At 58.2% G+C, this 16,198-nt stretch carries 19 protein-coding genes; 1 reads left to right on the top strand and 18 read right to left on the bottom strand.

Features of this window, described 5'->3' with window-relative positions:
* Positions 1-148: 148 nt before the first annotated feature.
* Entirely contained in the window at positions 149-2,131 is a 1,983-nt protein-coding gene (locus H7R76_RS21800) for an alkyl/aryl-sulfatase (protein ID WP_182966475.1), read from the bottom strand.
* A 280-nt stretch (positions 2,132-2,411) separates the two neighbouring features.
* Here H7R76_RS21800 and yjdP point away from each other — a divergent pair, with 280 nt between their 5' ends.
* Entirely contained in the window at positions 2,412-2,738 is a 327-nt protein-coding gene (gene yjdP, locus H7R76_RS21795) for a DDRRRQL repeat protein YjdP (RefSeq protein ID WP_106928496.1), read from the top strand.
* Here yjdP and phnP read toward each other — a convergent pair.
* From phnP to kdgT, 17 genes are all read right to left on the bottom strand, one after another.
* On the bottom strand, positions 2,735-3,493 hold the full coding sequence (phnP, locus tag H7R76_RS21790) for a phosphonate metabolism protein PhnP (RefSeq protein WP_182966473.1): 759 nt from the start codon (positions 3,491-3,493) through the stop codon (positions 2,735-2,737). The two genes, yjdP and phnP, sit on opposite strands and share 4 nt — an antisense overlap.
* Positions 3,494-3,502: 9 nt before the next feature.
* Positions 3,503-3,937 (bottom strand): aminoalkylphosphonate N-acetyltransferase, encoded by a 435-nt coding sequence (gene phnO, locus H7R76_RS21785; RefSeq protein WP_106928492.1) that lies wholly within the window; start codon positions 3,935-3,937, stop codon positions 3,503-3,505.
* Entirely contained in the window at positions 3,924-4,481 is a 558-nt protein-coding gene (gene phnN, locus H7R76_RS21780; RefSeq protein ID WP_182966471.1) for a ribose 1,5-bisphosphokinase, read from the bottom strand. The genes phnO and phnN overlap by 14 nt, the downstream gene beginning before the upstream one ends.
* Positions 4,481-5,617 carry an alpha-D-ribose 1-methylphosphonate 5-triphosphate diphosphatase gene (phnM, locus tag H7R76_RS21775; RefSeq protein ID WP_182966469.1) on the bottom strand — a complete coding sequence of 379 codons (1,137 nt, stop codon included), beginning with the start codon at positions 5,615-5,617 and terminating at the stop codon, positions 4,481-4,483. Before phnM ends, phnN begins: the two co-directional genes overlap by 1 nt.
* Positions 5,614-6,300, bottom strand: coding sequence for a phosphonate C-P lyase system protein PhnL (gene phnL, locus H7R76_RS21770; protein ID WP_182966467.1), 687 nt, complete (start codon positions 6,298-6,300; stop codon positions 5,614-5,616). Before phnL ends, phnM begins: the two co-directional genes overlap by 4 nt.
* A 125-nt stretch (positions 6,301-6,425) precedes the next feature.
* Positions 6,426-7,184: a phosphonate C-P lyase system protein PhnK gene (phnK, locus tag H7R76_RS21765; RefSeq protein ID WP_106928484.1), complete on the bottom strand. Its 759-nt coding sequence runs from the start codon at positions 7,182-7,184 to the stop codon at positions 6,426-6,428.
* Positions 7,181-8,026 carry an alpha-D-ribose 1-methylphosphonate 5-phosphate C-P-lyase PhnJ gene (phnJ, locus tag H7R76_RS21760; RefSeq protein WP_182966465.1) on the bottom strand — a complete coding sequence of 282 codons (846 nt, stop codon included), beginning with the start codon at positions 8,024-8,026 and terminating at the stop codon, positions 7,181-7,183. Before phnJ ends, phnK begins: the two co-directional genes overlap by 4 nt.
* Positions 8,019-9,083 (bottom strand): carbon-phosphorus lyase complex subunit, encoded by a 1,065-nt coding sequence (locus H7R76_RS21755; RefSeq protein ID WP_106928480.1) that lies wholly within the window; start codon positions 9,081-9,083, stop codon positions 8,019-8,021. The genes phnJ and H7R76_RS21755 overlap by 8 nt, the downstream gene beginning before the upstream one ends.
* Before the next feature lies 1 nt (position 9,084).
* The gene (gene phnH, locus H7R76_RS21750) at positions 9,085-9,669 is read right to left on the bottom strand and encodes a phosphonate C-P lyase system protein PhnH (RefSeq protein ID WP_182966463.1); all 585 of its coding nucleotides are present in this window, start codon (positions 9,667-9,669) and stop codon (positions 9,085-9,087) included.
* On the bottom strand, positions 9,666-10,118 hold the full coding sequence (phnG, locus tag H7R76_RS21745; RefSeq protein ID WP_182966461.1) for a phosphonate C-P lyase system protein PhnG: 453 nt from the start codon (positions 10,116-10,118) through the stop codon (positions 9,666-9,668). The genes phnH and phnG overlap by 4 nt, the downstream gene beginning before the upstream one ends.
* Positions 10,119-10,844, bottom strand: a complete 726-nt coding sequence (phnF, locus tag H7R76_RS21740) for a phosphonate metabolism transcriptional regulator PhnF (RefSeq protein ID WP_182966459.1) — start codon at positions 10,842-10,844, stop codon at positions 10,119-10,121.
* A 20-nt stretch (positions 10,845-10,864) separates the two neighbouring features.
* The gene (phnE, locus tag H7R76_RS21735) at positions 10,865-11,647 is read right to left on the bottom strand and encodes a phosphonate ABC transporter, permease protein PhnE (protein WP_182966458.1); all 783 of its coding nucleotides are present in this window, start codon (positions 11,645-11,647) and stop codon (positions 10,865-10,867) included.
* 98 nt (positions 11,648-11,745) lie between these two features.
* On the bottom strand, positions 11,746-12,762 hold the full coding sequence (gene phnD / locus H7R76_RS21730; RefSeq protein ID WP_182966456.1) for a phosphonate ABC transporter substrate-binding protein: 1,017 nt from the start codon (positions 12,760-12,762) through the stop codon (positions 11,746-11,748).
* Positions 12,763-12,785: 23 nt separating this feature from the next.
* Positions 12,786-13,574 (bottom strand): phosphonate ABC transporter ATP-binding protein, encoded by a 789-nt coding sequence (gene phnC, locus H7R76_RS21725; RefSeq protein ID WP_182966454.1) that lies wholly within the window; start codon positions 13,572-13,574, stop codon positions 12,786-12,788.
* Positions 13,575-13,704: 130 nt separating this feature from the next.
* On the bottom strand, positions 13,705-14,151 hold the full coding sequence (gene yjdN, locus H7R76_RS21720) for a VOC family metalloprotein YjdN (protein WP_106928466.1): 447 nt from the start codon (positions 14,149-14,151) through the stop codon (positions 13,705-13,707).
* Between the two features lie 184 nt (positions 14,152-14,335).
* On the bottom strand, positions 14,336-14,671 hold the full coding sequence (locus H7R76_RS21715) for a zinc ribbon domain-containing protein YjdM (protein ID WP_106928464.1): 336 nt from the start codon (positions 14,669-14,671) through the stop codon (positions 14,336-14,338).
* A 253-nt stretch (positions 14,672-14,924) separates the two neighbouring features.
* Positions 14,925-15,923, bottom strand: coding sequence for a 2-keto-3-deoxygluconate transporter (gene kdgT, locus H7R76_RS21710; RefSeq protein ID WP_106928462.1), 999 nt, complete (start codon positions 15,921-15,923; stop codon positions 14,925-14,927).
* Positions 15,924-16,198 lie beyond the last annotated feature (275 nt).

Raw genomic sequence — 16,198 nt, 5'->3', positions numbered from 1 at the left:
GGCTATTTTCGCAGGGTGAGAAAAAGGATTTTATTTTGCCACCGCATCTATAACTTATTTATAATTTTAATTATAAAAAAAGATCTATTTAAATTGTGAATTTAACCGTGGTCAGCGGTAATCATACCGCTGACCCGGTTATTTGCTATTAATTTGGCGTGACGATATTGACCCACAGCTCAAATTTATCAAGGCAGGCAAAAATGGCGTTAAGCTGCTCGGCATTGCCGATGGCTTTGACTTTTTTCGCCTGGATCAGGTCAGCCATTTTGGCCTGGCCCGTGAGCACCGCATGCAGATCGTCCCGGCTGATATAAAACGAGGCGTCGGCCTTCGGTTGCAGGGTATGGCGGTAGTTGAGCACGCTGTTGTTCAGCGTCAGATTCAGATTCTCGTTGTTGCCCAGATTGAAGTTCAGGCTAATGTCTTTGCCTGCCGCTTTATTGCTATCCAGACGCACCGCCATATAGTCAAATAACATTTCGACCGTCATGCCTTTGATGGTATCCGGCGAGTCGGTTGTACCGTGGCTAAACTTGCGTACGCCCTCGCGCAGCTCTTTTGCGCCGGTCAGGTAGAAGCCGCGCCAGGTGGCAGACTCTGCCTGGTAACCCAGCTGTTCAAAGGTATTGGCCTGCAGGTTTTTGGCAATCTGGTCGCCAGGGTCGGCGGCAATAACCTGCTTGAGCAGTTCTGCTGCCCAGCGGTAGTCGCCCTGTTGATAGGCGTCGCGGGCAAGATTAATGGCATGAGCAGAGCCGCCCAGCGCCTGCACGTAGCGTTTGCCCATCTCGACCTGGCCGTAGGGGTGAAGGTTTGCCGGGTTGCCATCGTAGTAGCCGAGATAGTAGTTATACACCGCCCTGGCGTTGTGGCTGACTGAACCGTAGTAGCCGCGGCTGGCCCAGTTATTGGCCAGCGGCGTCGGCAGTTTCACCTTGTCGCCGATCTCATTGAGCGTGTAGCCCTGATTGGCCAGGTGCAGCGTTTGGTCGTGAATATACTTAATGGTATCGCGATATTTACCAATATAGTCATTGATTTGCTGGTTTCCCCACACCGGCCAGGTGTGCGGCATAAACAGGACTTCGGCCTGGCCGCCCCATTTATCCAACGTTTCATTCAGATAGGACGCCCATTTGCCGGTGTCGCGCGTTTTCGCGCCGCGCAGGGTATAGAAATTATGCAGCGTGTGGGTCGCGTTCTCCGCCGTGCACAGTGCTTTGAGCGCCGGGATATAGAAGTGCATTTCCGCTGGCGCTTCGCTGCCCGGCGTCATCAGGAATTCGAATTCCAGACCGTCGATCGTTCTTTTCTCGCCGGTTTTGTTAATCGACACCGTGGGGGCAATGATGGTGGGGTAACCGCTCGCCAGCGTGACGCCCAGGCCGTTACCAATATTGCCTTGTTCGTTGCGTGGCAGCAGCAGGCCATACGAGTACAGCGCGCGGCGGCTCATGATATTGCCGGCCATCACGTTTTCACTGATGGCTTCAGCCATCAGACCGGCTGGGGCGATAATTTGTACTTTGCCCGCTTTGACATCGGCTTCGGAGACGATTCCCTTAATGCCGCCGTAGTGGTCCGTGTGACTGTGGGTATAGATAACGGCGACGATCGGCTTTTGTGGGCGGTGCTGGAAATAGAGATCGAGGCTGGCTTTGGCCGTTGCGGGAGTGACCAGCGGGTCGATGACGATAATGCCGGTATCGCCCTCGATAAACGTGATATTAGCGATATCCTGACCGCGTACCTGATACATGCGATCGGTCACTTTGAACAGGCCGGAAATTCCGTTGAGCTGCGCCTGACGCCAGAGGCTCGGGTTGACGGTTTCCGGCGCAGTGGCGTTGAGATCGAATTTGTAATCTTCCGCGCGATAGTACGTTTTGCCATCTGGCGTTTTTAATTCACCGTGATTGAGCAGCGGCGCAATAAATCCGCGCTGCGCATCGTCAAAATCCTGACGGTCGCTGAACGGCAATGCGCTAACATACTGCTGATTAACCTGCTGCGTGAACGATGTTGCCGGCTGGGGCGATTCAACCGCATAGGCACCGTGGCTGCATACGCTGGCCAGAGTAATGGCAAGACAGGTTCGGCTGAAAGAAAATAATCTTTTGCTGCCCATATAAATCTCCATTTTATTATTAATTCAATGAATTAATTTATGCTTAGATATGGCGATCTATACTAAAGCGATTTGTTTTTTTTGCGTAAAGGCGGATGTGAGGGCGATCGTTTTTTTAATAAGGTATTTGTGCGAAATAATATAAATAATAGTTTTTCTGTATTTTAATGATTGAATAATTCTTAAAGAATATTATTCCCCTTCGAATTGAGATTCCTCCGCTACACAGTTTCTACGCTGGAGCCTAGTCTGAGGGCAGTATCCCGACGAGACTGGTTCTATGAAACGTTATCTGACCGCAGCCCTTTTTTGCGCTCTGTCGCTGAGCGGCCCGTTGGCGCATGCCGACATCATCGACGATGCCATTGGCAATATTCAGCAAGCCATTAACGATGCCTATAACCCGGCGAGCGATCGTGAGGATAGCGACGATCGCGGCTGGGACGATCGTCGCTCGACCTCACAGAGCAGTCAGCAGTATCACGATCGCCGACGTCAGTTGGACGATCGGCGGCGTCAGCTTGACGATCGTCAACGGCAGCTCGATCGAGAACGCCAACAGCTTTCTGATGAAGAGCAACGTCTCGAGGACGATGATGACCGCTAGGCGAGGTTAATCATCATGCCGTCATAGCCGGGTTCAATACCCGGCGGCAGGCGATGCGTCATCATCCATTCATCAAACTGGTGGCTGATGTGGGTGAGAATGATACGCGGGCAGCGGAGGCGTTCGTTGAGCGCCAGTACCGTGGTTAAATCACTATGGTTGCGCGGCGGCGTTTCACAGGGCGCATGGCTGCAGTCAATAACCATAACCTGCGGACGGTTGTTGCTTAAAAAAGTCAGCGTTTTTTCCGGTAGGCCTGCGGTGTCAGAGAGCCAGGCGATACGGCTGTGCGGCGTTTCCAGCAGGTAGCCAAAGGTCAGCCTGGAGTGTTCCAGCGGGACGGGCGTCACCTGCAACCCCTGTAAATCAAACACGACAAACGGTGCGACGGTATGGCTGAAATCCAGCAGCCCGGGATGTTTGAAGAGATCGTCGCAGCCCTGCTCGTCCGGTGGCCCGTAAACCGGCACCGTCTTGCCCACGCCCCAGCGCAGCGGGAAAAGCCCCTGGACGTGATCCATATGGTAGTGAGTCAGCAAAAACTGGTGGAACGATCCGGCGGGCCAGCGATCGCAAAGATCGTGTATACCCGCGTCGAGAAGGGTGATCGCGTCGTTAAAGCGAACCACGCCGCTACACGCGCGGCGCCGGTATTGTGGCGCACGCCTGGCGCGGGCGCAGGCGGCGCAATCACAGCCCCAGGCCGGGACGCCCTGCGCACCGCCGGTGCCGCTGAGAGTGAGGGTTAAACTCATTCCGCTTCCTCATAACGCTTTGGTGAATCGAACGTGGCTGGGGGCGTAGCCTTCGCGCTGATAAAAGCGGTGCGCATCAAGGCGACGAGTGCTGGTCGAGAGCTCGCAAATCTCCGCACCCGCATCGCGCGCGGTCTGCTCTGCCCAGGCCAGCAGGCGGCTGCCGACGCCGGAGCCGCGCGTCAGCGGCATGACGACCAGCTCCTGAATCTCACCCACCCAGTTGGCGTGATGCAGATGGAACTGCAAATGTAAGCTGACCATGCCGACGACGCTATCGTCGATCAGGGCCAGCTGGTAGTGCAAATGATGATTCTGGAGATTGGCGGCAAAACCGGTGTCAAAGGCATCGCGACAGTACTCGGCCTGCTTCAGTTCGCACATCAGCGCGTAGACGTCGTCAATATCGTCAAAGGTAGCATAGCGAAGCTCACAGACAGACATGATCCCTCTCCTTGCGCCCCATCAGGGTCAGTAAAATCTCTACTGACTGTAGCAAACTGCCGTCATTATTGAGCGTAGGGCAGTTGGGTGGCGCATAGCGGGCGGCGCGTTCCAGGCGAGCGGCAATCTCTGCGCCATTCTCCCGGCCACGCGCCTGCAGGCGCTGGCGTAGGATATCGGGTGACACCTGTAAACAGACCGGCAGCAGCGCATCGGCATAGCGGGCTTTTGCCTGCGCCAGGTGCGCGCGCGAGCCGTTGACGATGACGTCGAAGCCCGCGTGCAGCCAGAGGTCAATTTCTACGCCGACTCCGTAATACAGGCCGTTGGCGTGCCAACTCAGCGCCAGCAGGTTATGCCCCGCGCGGGTAAAAAACTCCGCTTCGCTAAGCGCAATATGGTTCTCGCAGCCCGCGTTGGCCGGACGGGTGATATAGCGGTGCGCGACCAGTAGCTGAGGATGCGCCTGCTGACGAAGGACTTCCAGCAGGCTGTCTTTACCGGAACCCGATGGGCCTATTAACCAGATCAGTTTACCTTTCATCAGAACACCCTTTTTCCCTGACGCCAGACGTGGTCGATATGAATGTGTTCGCCTTTGCGGTGCGCCAGCACCAGGTCGGCGCGTTTGCCTTCGCCAATGACGCCGCGATCGTGCAGATTCAGCGCGCGGGCCGGATTCTGACTCACCAGCGCGATAGCCTGCGGGAGCGTAAACCTGTTCTGCTCGTCATCGGCGACGCGGAAGGCGGCGTCCAGCAGGCTTGCCGGGTAGTAATCGGAGGAGAGGATATCCAGCAGGCCCAACTGCGCCAGTTCGTGGGCCGCTACGTTGCCGGAGTGCGAACCGCCGCGCACAATATTCGGCGCGCCCATCAGGACGTTCATGCCGTGGCGACGCGAGGCCTCGGCGGCTTCAAACGTGGTCGGGAATTCGGCGATCACGCTACCGAGCTGATGCGATTCCACGACGTGCGCGTGGGTCGCGTCATCGTGGCTGGCCAGCGCAATCCGGCGCTCCCGGCACAGCCCGGCAATGGCCCTGCGGTTGGGCTGCGACCAGCGGGCGGCGAGCGCCAGCTGTTCTTCCTCGTACTGGCGCATCTGTTCATTAGTAAGTGAGTACTTACCTTGGTAGTATTCCCGGTACTTTTCCCGGTTAGCAAACTGGCGTTGACCGGGCGAGTGGTCCATCAGGGATACCAGCGATACCGGCTCGCGGCCAACCAGTTTTTCAAACAGCGGCAGCGTGGTGTGATGCGGCAGTTCACAGCGCAGGTGCAGGCGATGCTCGGCACGGTTGAGGCCGCGCTTTTGTGTCTCTTCAACGGCGTTAATCATCTTTTCCAGGTTTTCCAGACGATCGCCGCCATCGCGTACGTCGCCGATCGCCACGGCGTCCAGTACGGTGGTGATTCCGCTGGCGACCATCAGCGCGTCGTGGCTGCTCATCGCCGAGTGTGCGGGCCAGTCAACCTTCGGGCGTGGGGTGAAGAATTTATCCAGATTATCGGTATGCAGCTCAATTAACCCCGGCAGCAGCCAGCCGCCCTCGCCGTCCAGAGCTTCCGGCAGGCGGCTCTGGCTTTCAGCAAAGGCGCGGATTTTACCCTCATGTACTTCCAGGGAACCGAGAACCACGTCGTTTTCCAGCACCAGCTTTACGTTATTGATAATCATGCAGGCGTACCCATTGGATGGAGGCGGTCAGCGACCTGGTTGCGGACGGCTTCGTCGTGGAAAATGCCCACAATGGCTGCGCCGCGGGCTTTGGCTTCATTGATCAGGCTAACCACCGCTGCGCTGTTTTTCGCGTCCAGCGAGGCAGTGGGTTCGTCGAGCAGCAGAATCGGGTAGTCGACGATAAAGCCGCGTGCGATGTTGACGCGCTGCTGCTCGCCGCCGGAAAAAGTCGACGGTGCGAGGTGCCACAGGCGCTCGGGGACGTTCAATCGCGTCAGCAGCCCGGCGGCTTTCGCGGCGCAGGTGTCGCGTGCTACGCCGGTATTGAGCAGCGGCTGCATGACCACTTCCAGCGTGGAGATTCGTGGGATCACGCGTAGAAACTGGCTGACCCAGCCGACGGTGTTTTTGCGAACTTCCACCACCTGACGTGCCGGGGCGCTGACCAGATCGATCCATTCGTCACCGTGTTTGATATGGATATGGCCTTCGTCCGGTAGGTAGTTGGCGTACAGCGAACGCAGTAAAGTGGATTTACCGCTGCCGGAGTGGCCGTGCAGCACCACGCACTCCCCGGTATTCACCGTGAGAGAGGCGTTACGCAGAACCGGCAACTGGACGCCGTTCTGTTGGTGCAAAACAAAGGTTTTACTGACGTTTTCGACGCGGATCGCGTTCATTTTTGCCTCTTTAACATTTGTACGGCCTGTTGCCTGATGGCGCTTTGCTTATCAGGCCTACAAGCGATGCGGACCCGTAGGCCGGATAAGGCGCAGCCGCCATCCGGCAATGCGCTGCTCGATAATTAATTCTGCAACACCGACGACACCAGCAACTGGGTATAGGGATGATGTGGATCGTCGAGTACCCGGTCCGTTAACCCACTTTCCACCACCTGACCCTGCTTCATCACCAGCAGACGGTCGGCGAGCAGGCGCGCGACGCCCAGGTCGTGGGTGACAATCACCACCGCCAGGTTCAGCTCTACCACCAGACCGCGCAACAGGTCGAGCAGACGTGCCTGTACCGACACGTCCAGCCCGCCGGTCGGCTCGTCCATAAACACCAGCTTCGGGTGGGTAACCAGGTTACGGGCAATCTGCAGGCGCTGCTGCATACCGCCGGAGAAGGTGGTGGGCAGATCGTCAATGCGCGATGCCGGGATCTCTACCTCCTTCAGCCAGCGCTGGGCGGTGGCGCGAATGTCGCCGTAGTGGCGCGCGCCGGTGGCCATCAGCCGTTCACCAATATTGCCCCCCGCCGACACCTGACGGCGCAGGCCATCCATTGGGTGCTGGTGCACCACGCCCCACTCGGTGCGAAGCAGGCGACGGCGTTCAGCCTCGCTCATCGCGTACAGCGATCGGTCCTGATAGCGAATCTCCCCCGCCTGCGGTGTCAGGCGTGCGGAGATCGATTTCAGCAGCGTGGTTTTGCCGGAGCCCGATTCACCGACGATGCCCAGCACTTCTCCCGGCCACAGATCGAACGAGACGTTGCTGAAGCCTTTGCCCGGCGCATAGAGATGGGTCAGGCGATCAACGGAAAGTAACGGTTGCGTCATGCGGGTTTGGCCTCGCTCTGTTGGCGGCAGTAGTCGGTGTCGGAGCAGACAAACATGCGTTTGCCGCTGTCATCGAGCACCACTTCATCGAGATAACTGTGGGTGGAGCCGCAGATGGCGCACGGTTCGTCCCAGCGCTGCACGGTAAACGGATGGTCATCAAAATCGAGGCTTTCTACGCGGGTGAAGGGCGGTACGGCGTAGATTCGCTTCTCGCGCCCGGCGCCAAACAGCTGTAGGGCGGGCATCATGTCCATCTTCGGGTTATCGAATTTTGGAATGGGCGACGGGTCCATCACATAGCGGTCATTGACCTTCACCGGGTAAGCGTAGGTGGTAGCAATATGGCCAAAACGGGCGATGTCTTCATACAGCTTGACCTGCATCACGCCGTATTCTTCCAGCGCGTGCATGGTGCGGGTTTCGGTCTCGCGCGGTTCAATAAAGCGCAGCGGCTCCGGGATCGGCACCTGGAAGATCAGGATCTGATCTTCAGCCAGCGGCGTCTCTGGGATCCGGTGACGCGTCTGGATCAGCGTTGCCTGTTCCGTACGCTCGGTGGTGTTGACGCCGGTTACGCGTTGAAAGAAATGACGGATGGAGACGGCGTTAGTAGTGTCATCCGCGCCCTGGTCGATCACCTTTAGCACGTCCGTCTCGCCAATGACGCTGGCGGTCAGCTGAATACCGCCGGTACCCCAGCCGTAGGGCATCGGCATTTCCCGGCCGCCGAACGGCACCTGATAGCCGGGAATCGCCACCGCTTTCAGAATCGCGCGGCGGATCATTCGTTTCGTTTGCTCATCAAGATAAGCGAAGTTATAGCCGCTGAGATTAGCCATTTTTCTGCTCCCGTTGCAGGCGTTTCAACAGTTCCAGCTCGGCCTGGAAATCGACGTAGTGGGGGAGTTTGAGATGCGAAACGAAGCCGGCGGCTTCAACGTTATCGGCATGGGCGAGAACGAACTCTTCATCCTGCGCCGGGCCAACCGCCTCTTCGCCGTACGCCGAGGCCTGGAGGGCGCGGTCGACCAGCGCCATCGCCATCGCCTTGCGCTCGCTCATGCCGAACGTCAGACCGTAGCCACGGGTGAAGTGCGGCGGTTCGTCAGCGGGGTCAACGAAGCCGTTCACCATTTCGCATTCTGTCACCAGCAGTTCACCGACGTTAACGGCAAAACCCAGCTCTTCGGGGATGATTGAAACGTCGACATAGCCGCTGCGGATTTCGGCGGCGAAGGGGTGGTTGCGCCCGTAGCCGCGCTGGGTCGAGTAGGCCAGACCGAGCAGGTAACCTTCGTCGCCGCGCATCAACTGCTGTAAGCGGGACGATCGCGAGCAGGGGTATACCGGCGGCGTGCGGGTAACGTCGTCCGGCGCTGCGCCGTTATCCTCTTCCGTTTTCGCCAGCCCCTGTTTCGCCAGCAGGCTAAAGACGTGAGGCGCGGGCGTCTGTCCGGCGTCGGTAGTGCTCAAGGGCGGAGCCTCGCCGTTGGCTAACAGCGTGAAATCCAGCAGACGGTGGGTGTAATCGTAGGTTGGGCCGAGAAGCTGACCGCCGGGCACGTCTTTATAGACGGCGGAAATGCGGCGCTCCAGACGCATGTCGGCGGTTTGTAGCGGCTCGCTGACCGCCAGCTTCGCCAGCGTGGTGCGGTAGGCGCGCAGCAAGAAAATGGCTTCCACGTTATCGCCGCTGGCCTGCTTCAGCGCCAGCGCCGCCAGTTCGCGGTCGGCGATGCCGCCTTCGGTCATCACCCGATCCACGGCCAGATTGAGCTGCTGTTCAATCTGGGCGACCGAGAGTTCCGGCAGTGCACGATCGCCGCGGCGTCGGTTTTCCTGAAGCTGATGGGCGGCGGCTATCGCCTTTTCGCCCCCTTTGACGGCAACGTACATATCAGCAAACCTCAACGTGAGTGGTGCGCGGAATAGCCAGCAGGCGCTCGCCGCAGGTGAGGATCAAATCCACGCCAAGCGGGAACGGATGCGGGCGTTCGGTCAGCTCGTGCAAAATGCAGTTTGGCAGTTGGGGAGCAATCATTCGCTCCTCGGCAATGCCCGCGCCGGTCAGACGCAGCATGCGGCCGCCGCTCAGGCTGGATACCTGAACAATCAGCGTGGCGCTGGTTTCTGGCGCGACGGCGCTGCCTTCGCACAGGGCGTTAAGCTGCTCGCTGCTGATGGTGTGGTTCGAGACGGCGAACGTCGCCTGCTGTGGCTGTTCAACCAGCGGAGCGTTGGTATGAAAACGCAGGCTCTGGCTGACAATATCGTTATGCAACGCGCCAGAGAGCCACACCGGCGTATCGTTATCGGCCAACGTCAGCAGCAGGCTGGTGGTGGCGACGTTGAGCGGCTGCCAACCGTGTTTGAGCTGATGCAACGAGACAATGGTGCCGGGTTCGCTCATGGCTTTAAGCAGGCGGCGGAAGCTGTGCTGGGCGTCCTGCACGGGAAGGGTAAAAGCGGTTTCCAGGGTCATGCGTTATCTCCGCGAACCAGGGTGAAGAAGTCGACCCGGCTGGCGTTGATTTCAGCCTGACGGGCGGCAATGCGCGCCGCGCGGTCTGCGTCCAGCGGGGTAATCAGGGTTTCAAGTAAGGTTTGGTAGTGGGCTGGCTGCTGCATCAGGGCGTCAATCACCGCGCAGCGCTCGGTGTGTGCCTTGTCGCGTCCCAGCGTCCAGGCGTAGCCGACGGTGCCGTTACGCAGTCGAACGGCGGCGCGGGTCAGCGTGGCGTCGCCGGTAAAAAAGCGTTCGCCGGTGCCGCCCATGCGGGCCTGAAGCTGCACCAGGCCGGTTTCAGCCGCACGGATCGTGTCGTAATCCGCGGTGACATTCAGGGCGACCATTTTTGCCGCAAGCTGCGCGGGGTCGCTGTGGGACAGCACCGACATCCAGTGCTGGCGGGTCGCGGTATCGTCGTGCATTCAGTGCTCCATAATAAATTCGATCATGTCGGCGCGGGTCAGGCTGACGGAGTACTCCATCGCCTGCGCATCGCCTTCACGGTGGTTCAGAGTGCGTACGCACAGCAGCGGCGCCATGTTGGGGATCTCCAGGCGCTGGCTCTCTTTGGCCTGCGCCCGACGCGCGCTGATGCGGGTCTGACTACGCTTCAGCGCAATACCGGTCTGCTCGCGCAGAAAGTCGTGCAGCGAGCCGTTGCTGAAGGTTTGTAACGTCGACCACAGGCTGAGATCGGCAAAGTAGTGGTCTATCAGGCACAGCGCCACGCCGTTGACTCGCCGCAGGGTGCGCAGGTGAATCACGTTGTCGCCCTCGCTAACGCCCAGCGCCTCGGCAATGTGTCCGGAGGCCGGGCGCAGCACTGACAGCAGCTTTTCGCTGGTAGGGTGGCTGCCCTGGTCGAGCAGGTTCTGGCTAAAGCGCGCCTGCGCGTTGAGCGGGTAGTCGAACGGGCGCATCAATACCAGGACGCCCACGCCCTGACGGCGCTGGACCCAGCCTTTCTCCACCAACTGGTCGATGGCGCGACGCAGCGTATGACGGTTGACTTCAAAGCGTGCCGCCAGCTGGTGCTCGGCGGGCAGATAGTCACCGCAGCGGTAGTTCTGGCGCAGCTCCTGTTCCAGGCGAGCGGCAATCTCTTGATAACGCGTCGGATAACTGGTCGGATGTGTAGACAAGTGCATAGCCAACAAGACCTCGCTAATCAGATGAAGTGCTTACGCAAACGCTGAGAAAGGAAATCCAGCAGGCTGACGGTGAGGATTATGAGCACCATCAGCGCACAGGTTTGCTGGAACTGGAAACCGCGAATCGCCTCCCACAGCGTTACGCCGATGCCGCCTGCGCCAACCATCCCGACTACCGTGGCGGAGCGGACGTTGGACTCGAAGCGGTAGAGCGAGTAGGAGATTAAGAGCGGCATGACCTGCGGCAGTACGCCGTAGAGGATCTCTTCGATTTTGTTAGCGCCGGTGGCGCGAATGCCTTCAACCGGGCCGGGTTCAATGGCTTCCACCGCTTCGGAAAGCAGCTTGGAGAGCACGCCAGTGGTATGAATAAACAGCGCCAGCACTCCGGCAAACGGACCTAAGCCGACGGCAACTACGAACAGCATGGCGAAAACCATTTCGTTGATGGCGCGGCAGGCGTCCATTAATCGGCGCATGGGCTGGTAAACCCACCACGGCACGAGGTTTTCGGCGCTCATCAGGCCGCAGGGAATGGAGAGGACGACGGCCAGTGCGGTGCCCCAGACGGCGATTTGCAGGGTCACGGCCATCTCTTTGAGATAGTCCTGCCACTGGCTAAAGTCCGGCGGGAAAAAGTCGGCGGCGAAGGTTGCCATGTTACCCGCGTCCTTGAACAGGGTCACCGGGTTCATTTCCGCCCCTTTCCAGGAGACGACGAGCACCGCCAGCAGGACGGTCCAGCTAATCAGCGAGAACCAACTACGCTTGGGCGGGGGAACGGTGATGGTGTGTTGCATGGTTGGTCTCCGTGCGTGTGTTATTGCCGGATGGCGGCGCAAGCGCCTTATCCGGCCTACCATCTGATTCCCTCTCCCAACGGGAGAGGGGGAAAGGATTACTGCACCGCTTTGGTCACTGACGTCATCGCGCCAATCGCCGCCGTGGTACGGTCAAGGTCGTTCAGGCGCGCCTGGATATCCGCGGTCTTAGTGGCCTTCTCCGCGTCGTTCAGCGTGCCGTTGCCCTTCACGGCCTGCATCTCTTTAAACAGCGTCAGCTGGCGAATCGGCAGCAGTTGCAGGTCGCTGGAAGCGCGGAACGGCGCCCAGCCCAGACGTTCCAGCACCGCTTTCTCTTCTGGCGTTTTGCCGTAGTTCATAAAGAAGCTGTACACCTTGTCCTTGGTGGACTCAGACAGGTTTTTACGCCACACGATTGGGTCGCCTGGGATCAGCGGTGACTTCCAGATAACCTTCAGCGCTTTCAGCTTGTCCGGCGCGGAGACCTTCAGCTTGTCGAGGTTTTCGGTGTTGTTGGTGGCGACATCCACCTGCTTGTTGGCAACGGCCAGGGCGTTGGTTTCATGGCTGGCGTTGACCGTGCGCTTGAAGTCGCTGGCGGAAGCGTTGTTTTTGGCGAAGACGTAGTAGCCTGGGACCAGGAAGCCGGAGGTGGAGTTCGGGTCACCGTTGCCGAAGGTCAGCTCTTTACGCTTGGCGAGCAGGTCGTTGAGGTTGTTGATTGGGCTGTCTTTGTTGACGATCAGCACGCTCCAGTAGCCAGGGGAGCCGTCGGCGGCCACGGTCTGAGCGAATACCTGACCGTTAGCGCGGTCCACCGCTTCCATGGCGGAGAGGTTGCCGTACCAGGCGATATCGACCTTGTTAAAGCGCATCCCCTGGATAATCCCCGCGTAGTCCGGTGCGAAGAAGGCGTTAACCTTTACGCCCAGCGACTTTTCCATGTCCTTCAGGAACGGTTCCCATTGCGGTTTTAAGTTCTGCTGTGATTCCGTCGAAATAATGCCGAAGTTCAGCGCTTTCTCCTGTTCCTCCGCGTGTACTGGCGTTAACAGGGTGCTGAGGCTAAACATGCTGGTAAAAGCCAGCGCGGCAACGGCTTTATAACTCATTTCCATTCCTCATGGTGGGGACGTTAAGCAGCCTGCGCGTTCTCTTCGACGCGATTAATGCTGCGGTAGAGATGGTCAAATCGTTCGTTATCAAACTGCTGGCTGCTGCCGTCGTAGAACACGTGTCCCTGACGCAGCGCGACGATGCGTTCGCAGTAGCGCAGCGCATAGTCGACCTGATGCAGCGTCACCACTACGGTGATGCCGTCGGTCTGGTTAATGTCGCGCAGCGTGTCCATCACGATGCGCGCGGATTCCGGGTCCAGCGAGGCGATAGGTTCGTCGGCGAGGATCACTTTCGCCTGCTGCATCAGCGCACGGGCAATCGCCACGCGCTGCTGCTGGCCGCCCGAAAGCGTCGACACGCGCTGGTGCGCCATGTGCGCCATGCCCACGCGCGTTAACGCTTGTAACGCGCGCTGCTTCTGTTCGCGGGTGAACCAGCTAAAGCAGGTGCGCCAGAACGGCGTGCTGCCGAGCGCGCCAATCAGCACGTTCTCCATCACGCTCAGGCGGTTTACGAGGTTGAACTGCTGGAAGATGTAGCCGGTGTGAGCGCGGCTCTGGCGGATGTCGCGCGCCAGGCGACCCGCCCGCTGGACGGTTTTCCCCAGCAGCTCAATGCGACATTCCGGCGTTTTATCGCCCACGATCAGGCCGCTCAGATGACGTAAAAGGGTGGATTTGCCGGAGCCGGACGGGCCAAGCAGAGCCACCATCTCACCGGCGTGCACGTTCAGGTCAACGGCGTGCAGCACCTGATGCTGGTTGAACGTTTTGTTGAGTTTTTCAACGCGAATAATCGTTTGCATGTTGGGACCCCTCAAAAAAGTGGCCCTATCGTGGCGAACTCGTGTGACATTTGGGTTAACGGGAGATGATCTGGCGATGAAGAATTAGCGAGAATTTCGTGACAAAACGGGAGGCGTGGCCTCCCGGGGATCAGAGGGTGGGTTCCTGCTGTTTGACGACGTTGATCATCCACGGCACGCCGTATCTGTCGATGACGCGGCCGAAACCGTGCGCCCAGAAGGTCTCTTGCCACGGAATCTCAACCTTGCCGTTGGCGGCAAGGTTGTCGAACCAGTGCTTACCCTCTTTGACGTCCTGGGTGTCGAGCACCAGCGTAAAGCCGGAATAGGCGTGGTCATCCGGCGCGGCGGTGTCGCTCATCATGATGTCGCTGCCCGCAATGTGGACGCTGGCGTGAGCGATGGCGCTGTCGGGGAACTGCTGGCCGGAGGGGCAGCCCCCCTCGTCATCCATCGCGGACGGCGGCATTTCACCGAAGGTGATTTTGGCGCGCAGCTCCGCACCCAGCGCCTGCTGATAGTAGGCAATGGCATCGGCGCAGTTGCCGGAAAAGGCGAGATAGGGACTTAACGGCATGATCGTTACCTCAGGTAAGAAGTGCTCATTAAGTGTAGTGCGTGTCGGTTCAGGGGGCGAAGCGGGGCGGGGAGCATATTGCCGGATGGCGATGCTACGCATCTTATCCGGCCTACCACGAGCCGTGCATTTTGTCGGCCGGATAAGCGAAGCGCCATCCGGCAATACTCTGCAACAAACTCAATCAGTTCTTTTTCACAAACTCGGATTTCAGCTTCATTGGGCCGAAACCGTCGATTTTGCAATCGATGTTGTGGTCGCCTTCAACAAGACGGATGTTCTTCACTTTGGTGCCGATTTTCAGCATCGAAGAGCTGCCTTTGACCTTCAGGTCTTTGACGACGGTCACGCTGTCGCCATCGGCCAGCAGGTTGCCGTTAGCGTCTTTAACGATCAGCTCGTCAGCGTCGTGCGCCGGCTCAGCGTCGTTCCACTCATGCGCACACTCCGGGCAGATGAACATGCCGTTGTCTTCGTAGGTGTATTCGGAGTTGCATTGTGGGCAGTGGGGTAATGACATGGATATATCCTCAAATGTGCAGTGCGAAAGGCAAAGGCCTGTAAAACGGCAAATCGCCGAAAATAGCCCTGATTATACAATAAAACCCTGCATTTGTCGGTGGTATCGAGGAATGGGTTGACGAATGGTCAGAAAACGAAGGGGGATTTTCCCCCTCTCCCCCTTGGACTGTACAGGACAGAGGGCCGGGGTGAGGGGGGAGTGCACCGATTTCCCCTCACCCTAACCCTCTCCCAGGGGGAGAGGGGACGGATTAGTGATGGGCGGACTCTGGTACGGTTTTGGCTTTATTTTCAGCCGACTGCGGTGCGCCATAACGTTTGGCGTAGAGCGCGGTAATAATCGGCACCAGAATCGCGGTAACGATGACGCTTGCGGCAACCAGCGCGGTAGCGGAGGCGGCCACCGGAGCGAACGAAGGGTTAATCTGCGCGATGATAACCGGGTTGGCGACGGCGGCACCGGCGGCGGAAGAGGCCGCGACGCCTGCAGTACCATTACCACCACCGATAACACGGTCGGCAATAATCAGCGGAATACCGGTGATGACGATAACCGCAACGCCCAGAACAATGCCCAGCAGACCGGTGTCGAGAATCACGTTCAGGTTGATGGTGTTACCCAGCGCGAAGCCGAAGAACGGAATCAGTACCGGCGTCGCTTTGCTGAAGAAGGTACGCAGATCGTGGTCCAGGTTACCCAGCGTGAAGCCGATCAGGAACGGCAGAACGGCGCCGATAAAGTGATGCGGTTCGAAGGAGGCCAGACCTGCGGAGCCGAGGATAACCATGGTCATCAGCGGGCCGGATTCCAGCGACATCAGAACAAACGCACCGGACTCTTCTTTCGTGCCGTACTGATTCATCAGGCTGGCATACAGGCCGCCGTTGGTCATATCCATCGCGGAAACGATCGCCAGTACGGAGAGACCCGCGAAGAAGCCGGTCTGAATGCCGGTATCTGGAATAAACATCGCCGCAATCATAGCAACGACCCACGCGACGGCGATTTTGGTCAGAACCAGGGTGCCGGATTTGCGTAATACCGTGCCGGTCGCGCGCAGGTCAATGGATGCCCCAATACAGAAGAACCAGACGGCCAGAATAGGTACCGTTCCGCCAATCATGCCTTTGGTGAAGGAGCCAAAATATTCGCCGGTGTTTGGCGCAAAGGTATTCAATACGGCGCCTAACAATAGCGGGATAAGCATCATCCCGCCGGGGATTCGTTCCATTGTTGCTTTAATTTTCATGAGGCATCCTCGCTTCGTACCCTTTTTTCAAGGCAGAAGAGGTTAAGTATAATATTATCAATTAGTTATGTTGCTATCATCGTGCGTTTATCATCCCTGAAATCGCGGCGGAAAGGCGGCGTTTTCTGGCATGTATAACGTTGTTTCGGAAGCTATAATGCATTTTGTGGAATGCCTATTCAATGAAAATAAAACGGTGTTTTAGTTAAATGGATCACATATTCCATAAGTAAAATATGAGTGATGGTTAATTTAATATTTGCTGTGAAATTGTT

The sequence above is a fragment of the Klebsiella sp. WP8-S18-ESBL-06 genome (assembly GCF_014169755.1).
In the GTDB taxonomy this organism is placed as follows: Bacteria; Pseudomonadota; Gammaproteobacteria; order Enterobacterales; family Enterobacteriaceae; genus Kluyvera; species Kluyvera ascorbata_B.
The sequence above is the reverse complement of the archived record's forward strand: the minus strand, read 5'-3'. Positions and strand labels throughout refer to the sequence as shown.

Coding starts and splice junctions, on each gene's coding strand:
- yjdP (WP_106928496.1), top strand. CDS start 2,412: ATGAAACGTTATCTGACCGCAGCCCTTTTTTGCGCTCTGTCGCTGAGC.
- phnG (WP_182966461.1), bottom strand. CDS start 10,118: ATGCACGACGATACCGCGACCCGCCAGCACTGGATGTCGGTGCTGTCC.
- phnD (WP_182966456.1), bottom strand. CDS start 12,762: ATGAGTTATAAAGCCGTTGCCGCGCTGGCTTTTACCAGCATGTTTAGC.
- phnN (WP_182966471.1), bottom strand. CDS start 4,481: ATGAAAGGTAAACTGATCTGGTTAATAGGCCCATCGGGTTCCGGTAAA.
- phnC (WP_182966454.1), bottom strand. CDS start 13,574: ATGCAAACGATTATTCGCGTTGAAAAACTCAACAAAACGTTCAACCAG.
- kdgT (WP_106928462.1), bottom strand. CDS start 15,923: ATGAAAATTAAAGCAACAATGGAACGAATCCCCGGCGGGATGATGCTT.
- H7R76_RS21715 (WP_106928464.1), bottom strand. CDS start 14,671: ATGTCATTACCCCACTGCCCACAATGCAACTCCGAATACACCTACGAA.
- phnL (WP_182966467.1), bottom strand. CDS start 6,300: ATGAACGCGATCCGCGTCGAAAACGTCAGTAAAACCTTTGTTTTGCAC.
- H7R76_RS21800 (WP_182966475.1), bottom strand. CDS start 2,131: ATGGGCAGCAAAAGATTATTTTCTTTCAGCCGAACCTGTCTTGCCATT.
- phnK (WP_106928484.1), bottom strand. CDS start 7,184: ATGACGCAACCGTTACTTTCCGTTGATCGCCTGACCCATCTCTATGCG.
- H7R76_RS21755 (WP_106928480.1), bottom strand. CDS start 9,083: ATGTACGTTGCCGTCAAAGGGGGCGAAAAGGCGATAGCCGCCGCCCAT.
- phnO (WP_106928492.1), bottom strand. CDS start 3,937: ATGTCTGTCTGTGAGCTTCGCTATGCTACCTTTGACGATATTGACGAC.
- phnM (WP_182966469.1), bottom strand. CDS start 5,617: ATGATTATCAATAACGTAAAGCTGGTGCTGGAAAACGACGTGGTTCTC.
- phnE (WP_182966458.1), bottom strand. CDS start 11,647: ATGCAACACACCATCACCGTTCCCCCGCCCAAGCGTAGTTGGTTCTCG.
- phnF (WP_182966459.1), bottom strand. CDS start 10,844: ATGCACTTGTCTACACATCCGACCAGTTATCCGACGCGTTATCAAGAG.
- phnJ (WP_182966465.1), bottom strand. CDS start 8,026: ATGGCTAATCTCAGCGGCTATAACTTCGCTTATCTTGATGAGCAAACG.
- phnH (WP_182966463.1), bottom strand. CDS start 9,669: ATGACCCTGGAAACCGCTTTTACCCTTCCCGTGCAGGACGCCCAGCAC.
- phnP (WP_182966473.1), bottom strand. CDS start 3,493: ATGAGTTTAACCCTCACTCTCAGCGGCACCGGCGGTGCGCAGGGCGTC.
- yjdN (WP_106928466.1), bottom strand. CDS start 14,151: ATGCCGTTAAGTCCCTATCTCGCCTTTTCCGGCAACTGCGCCGATGCC.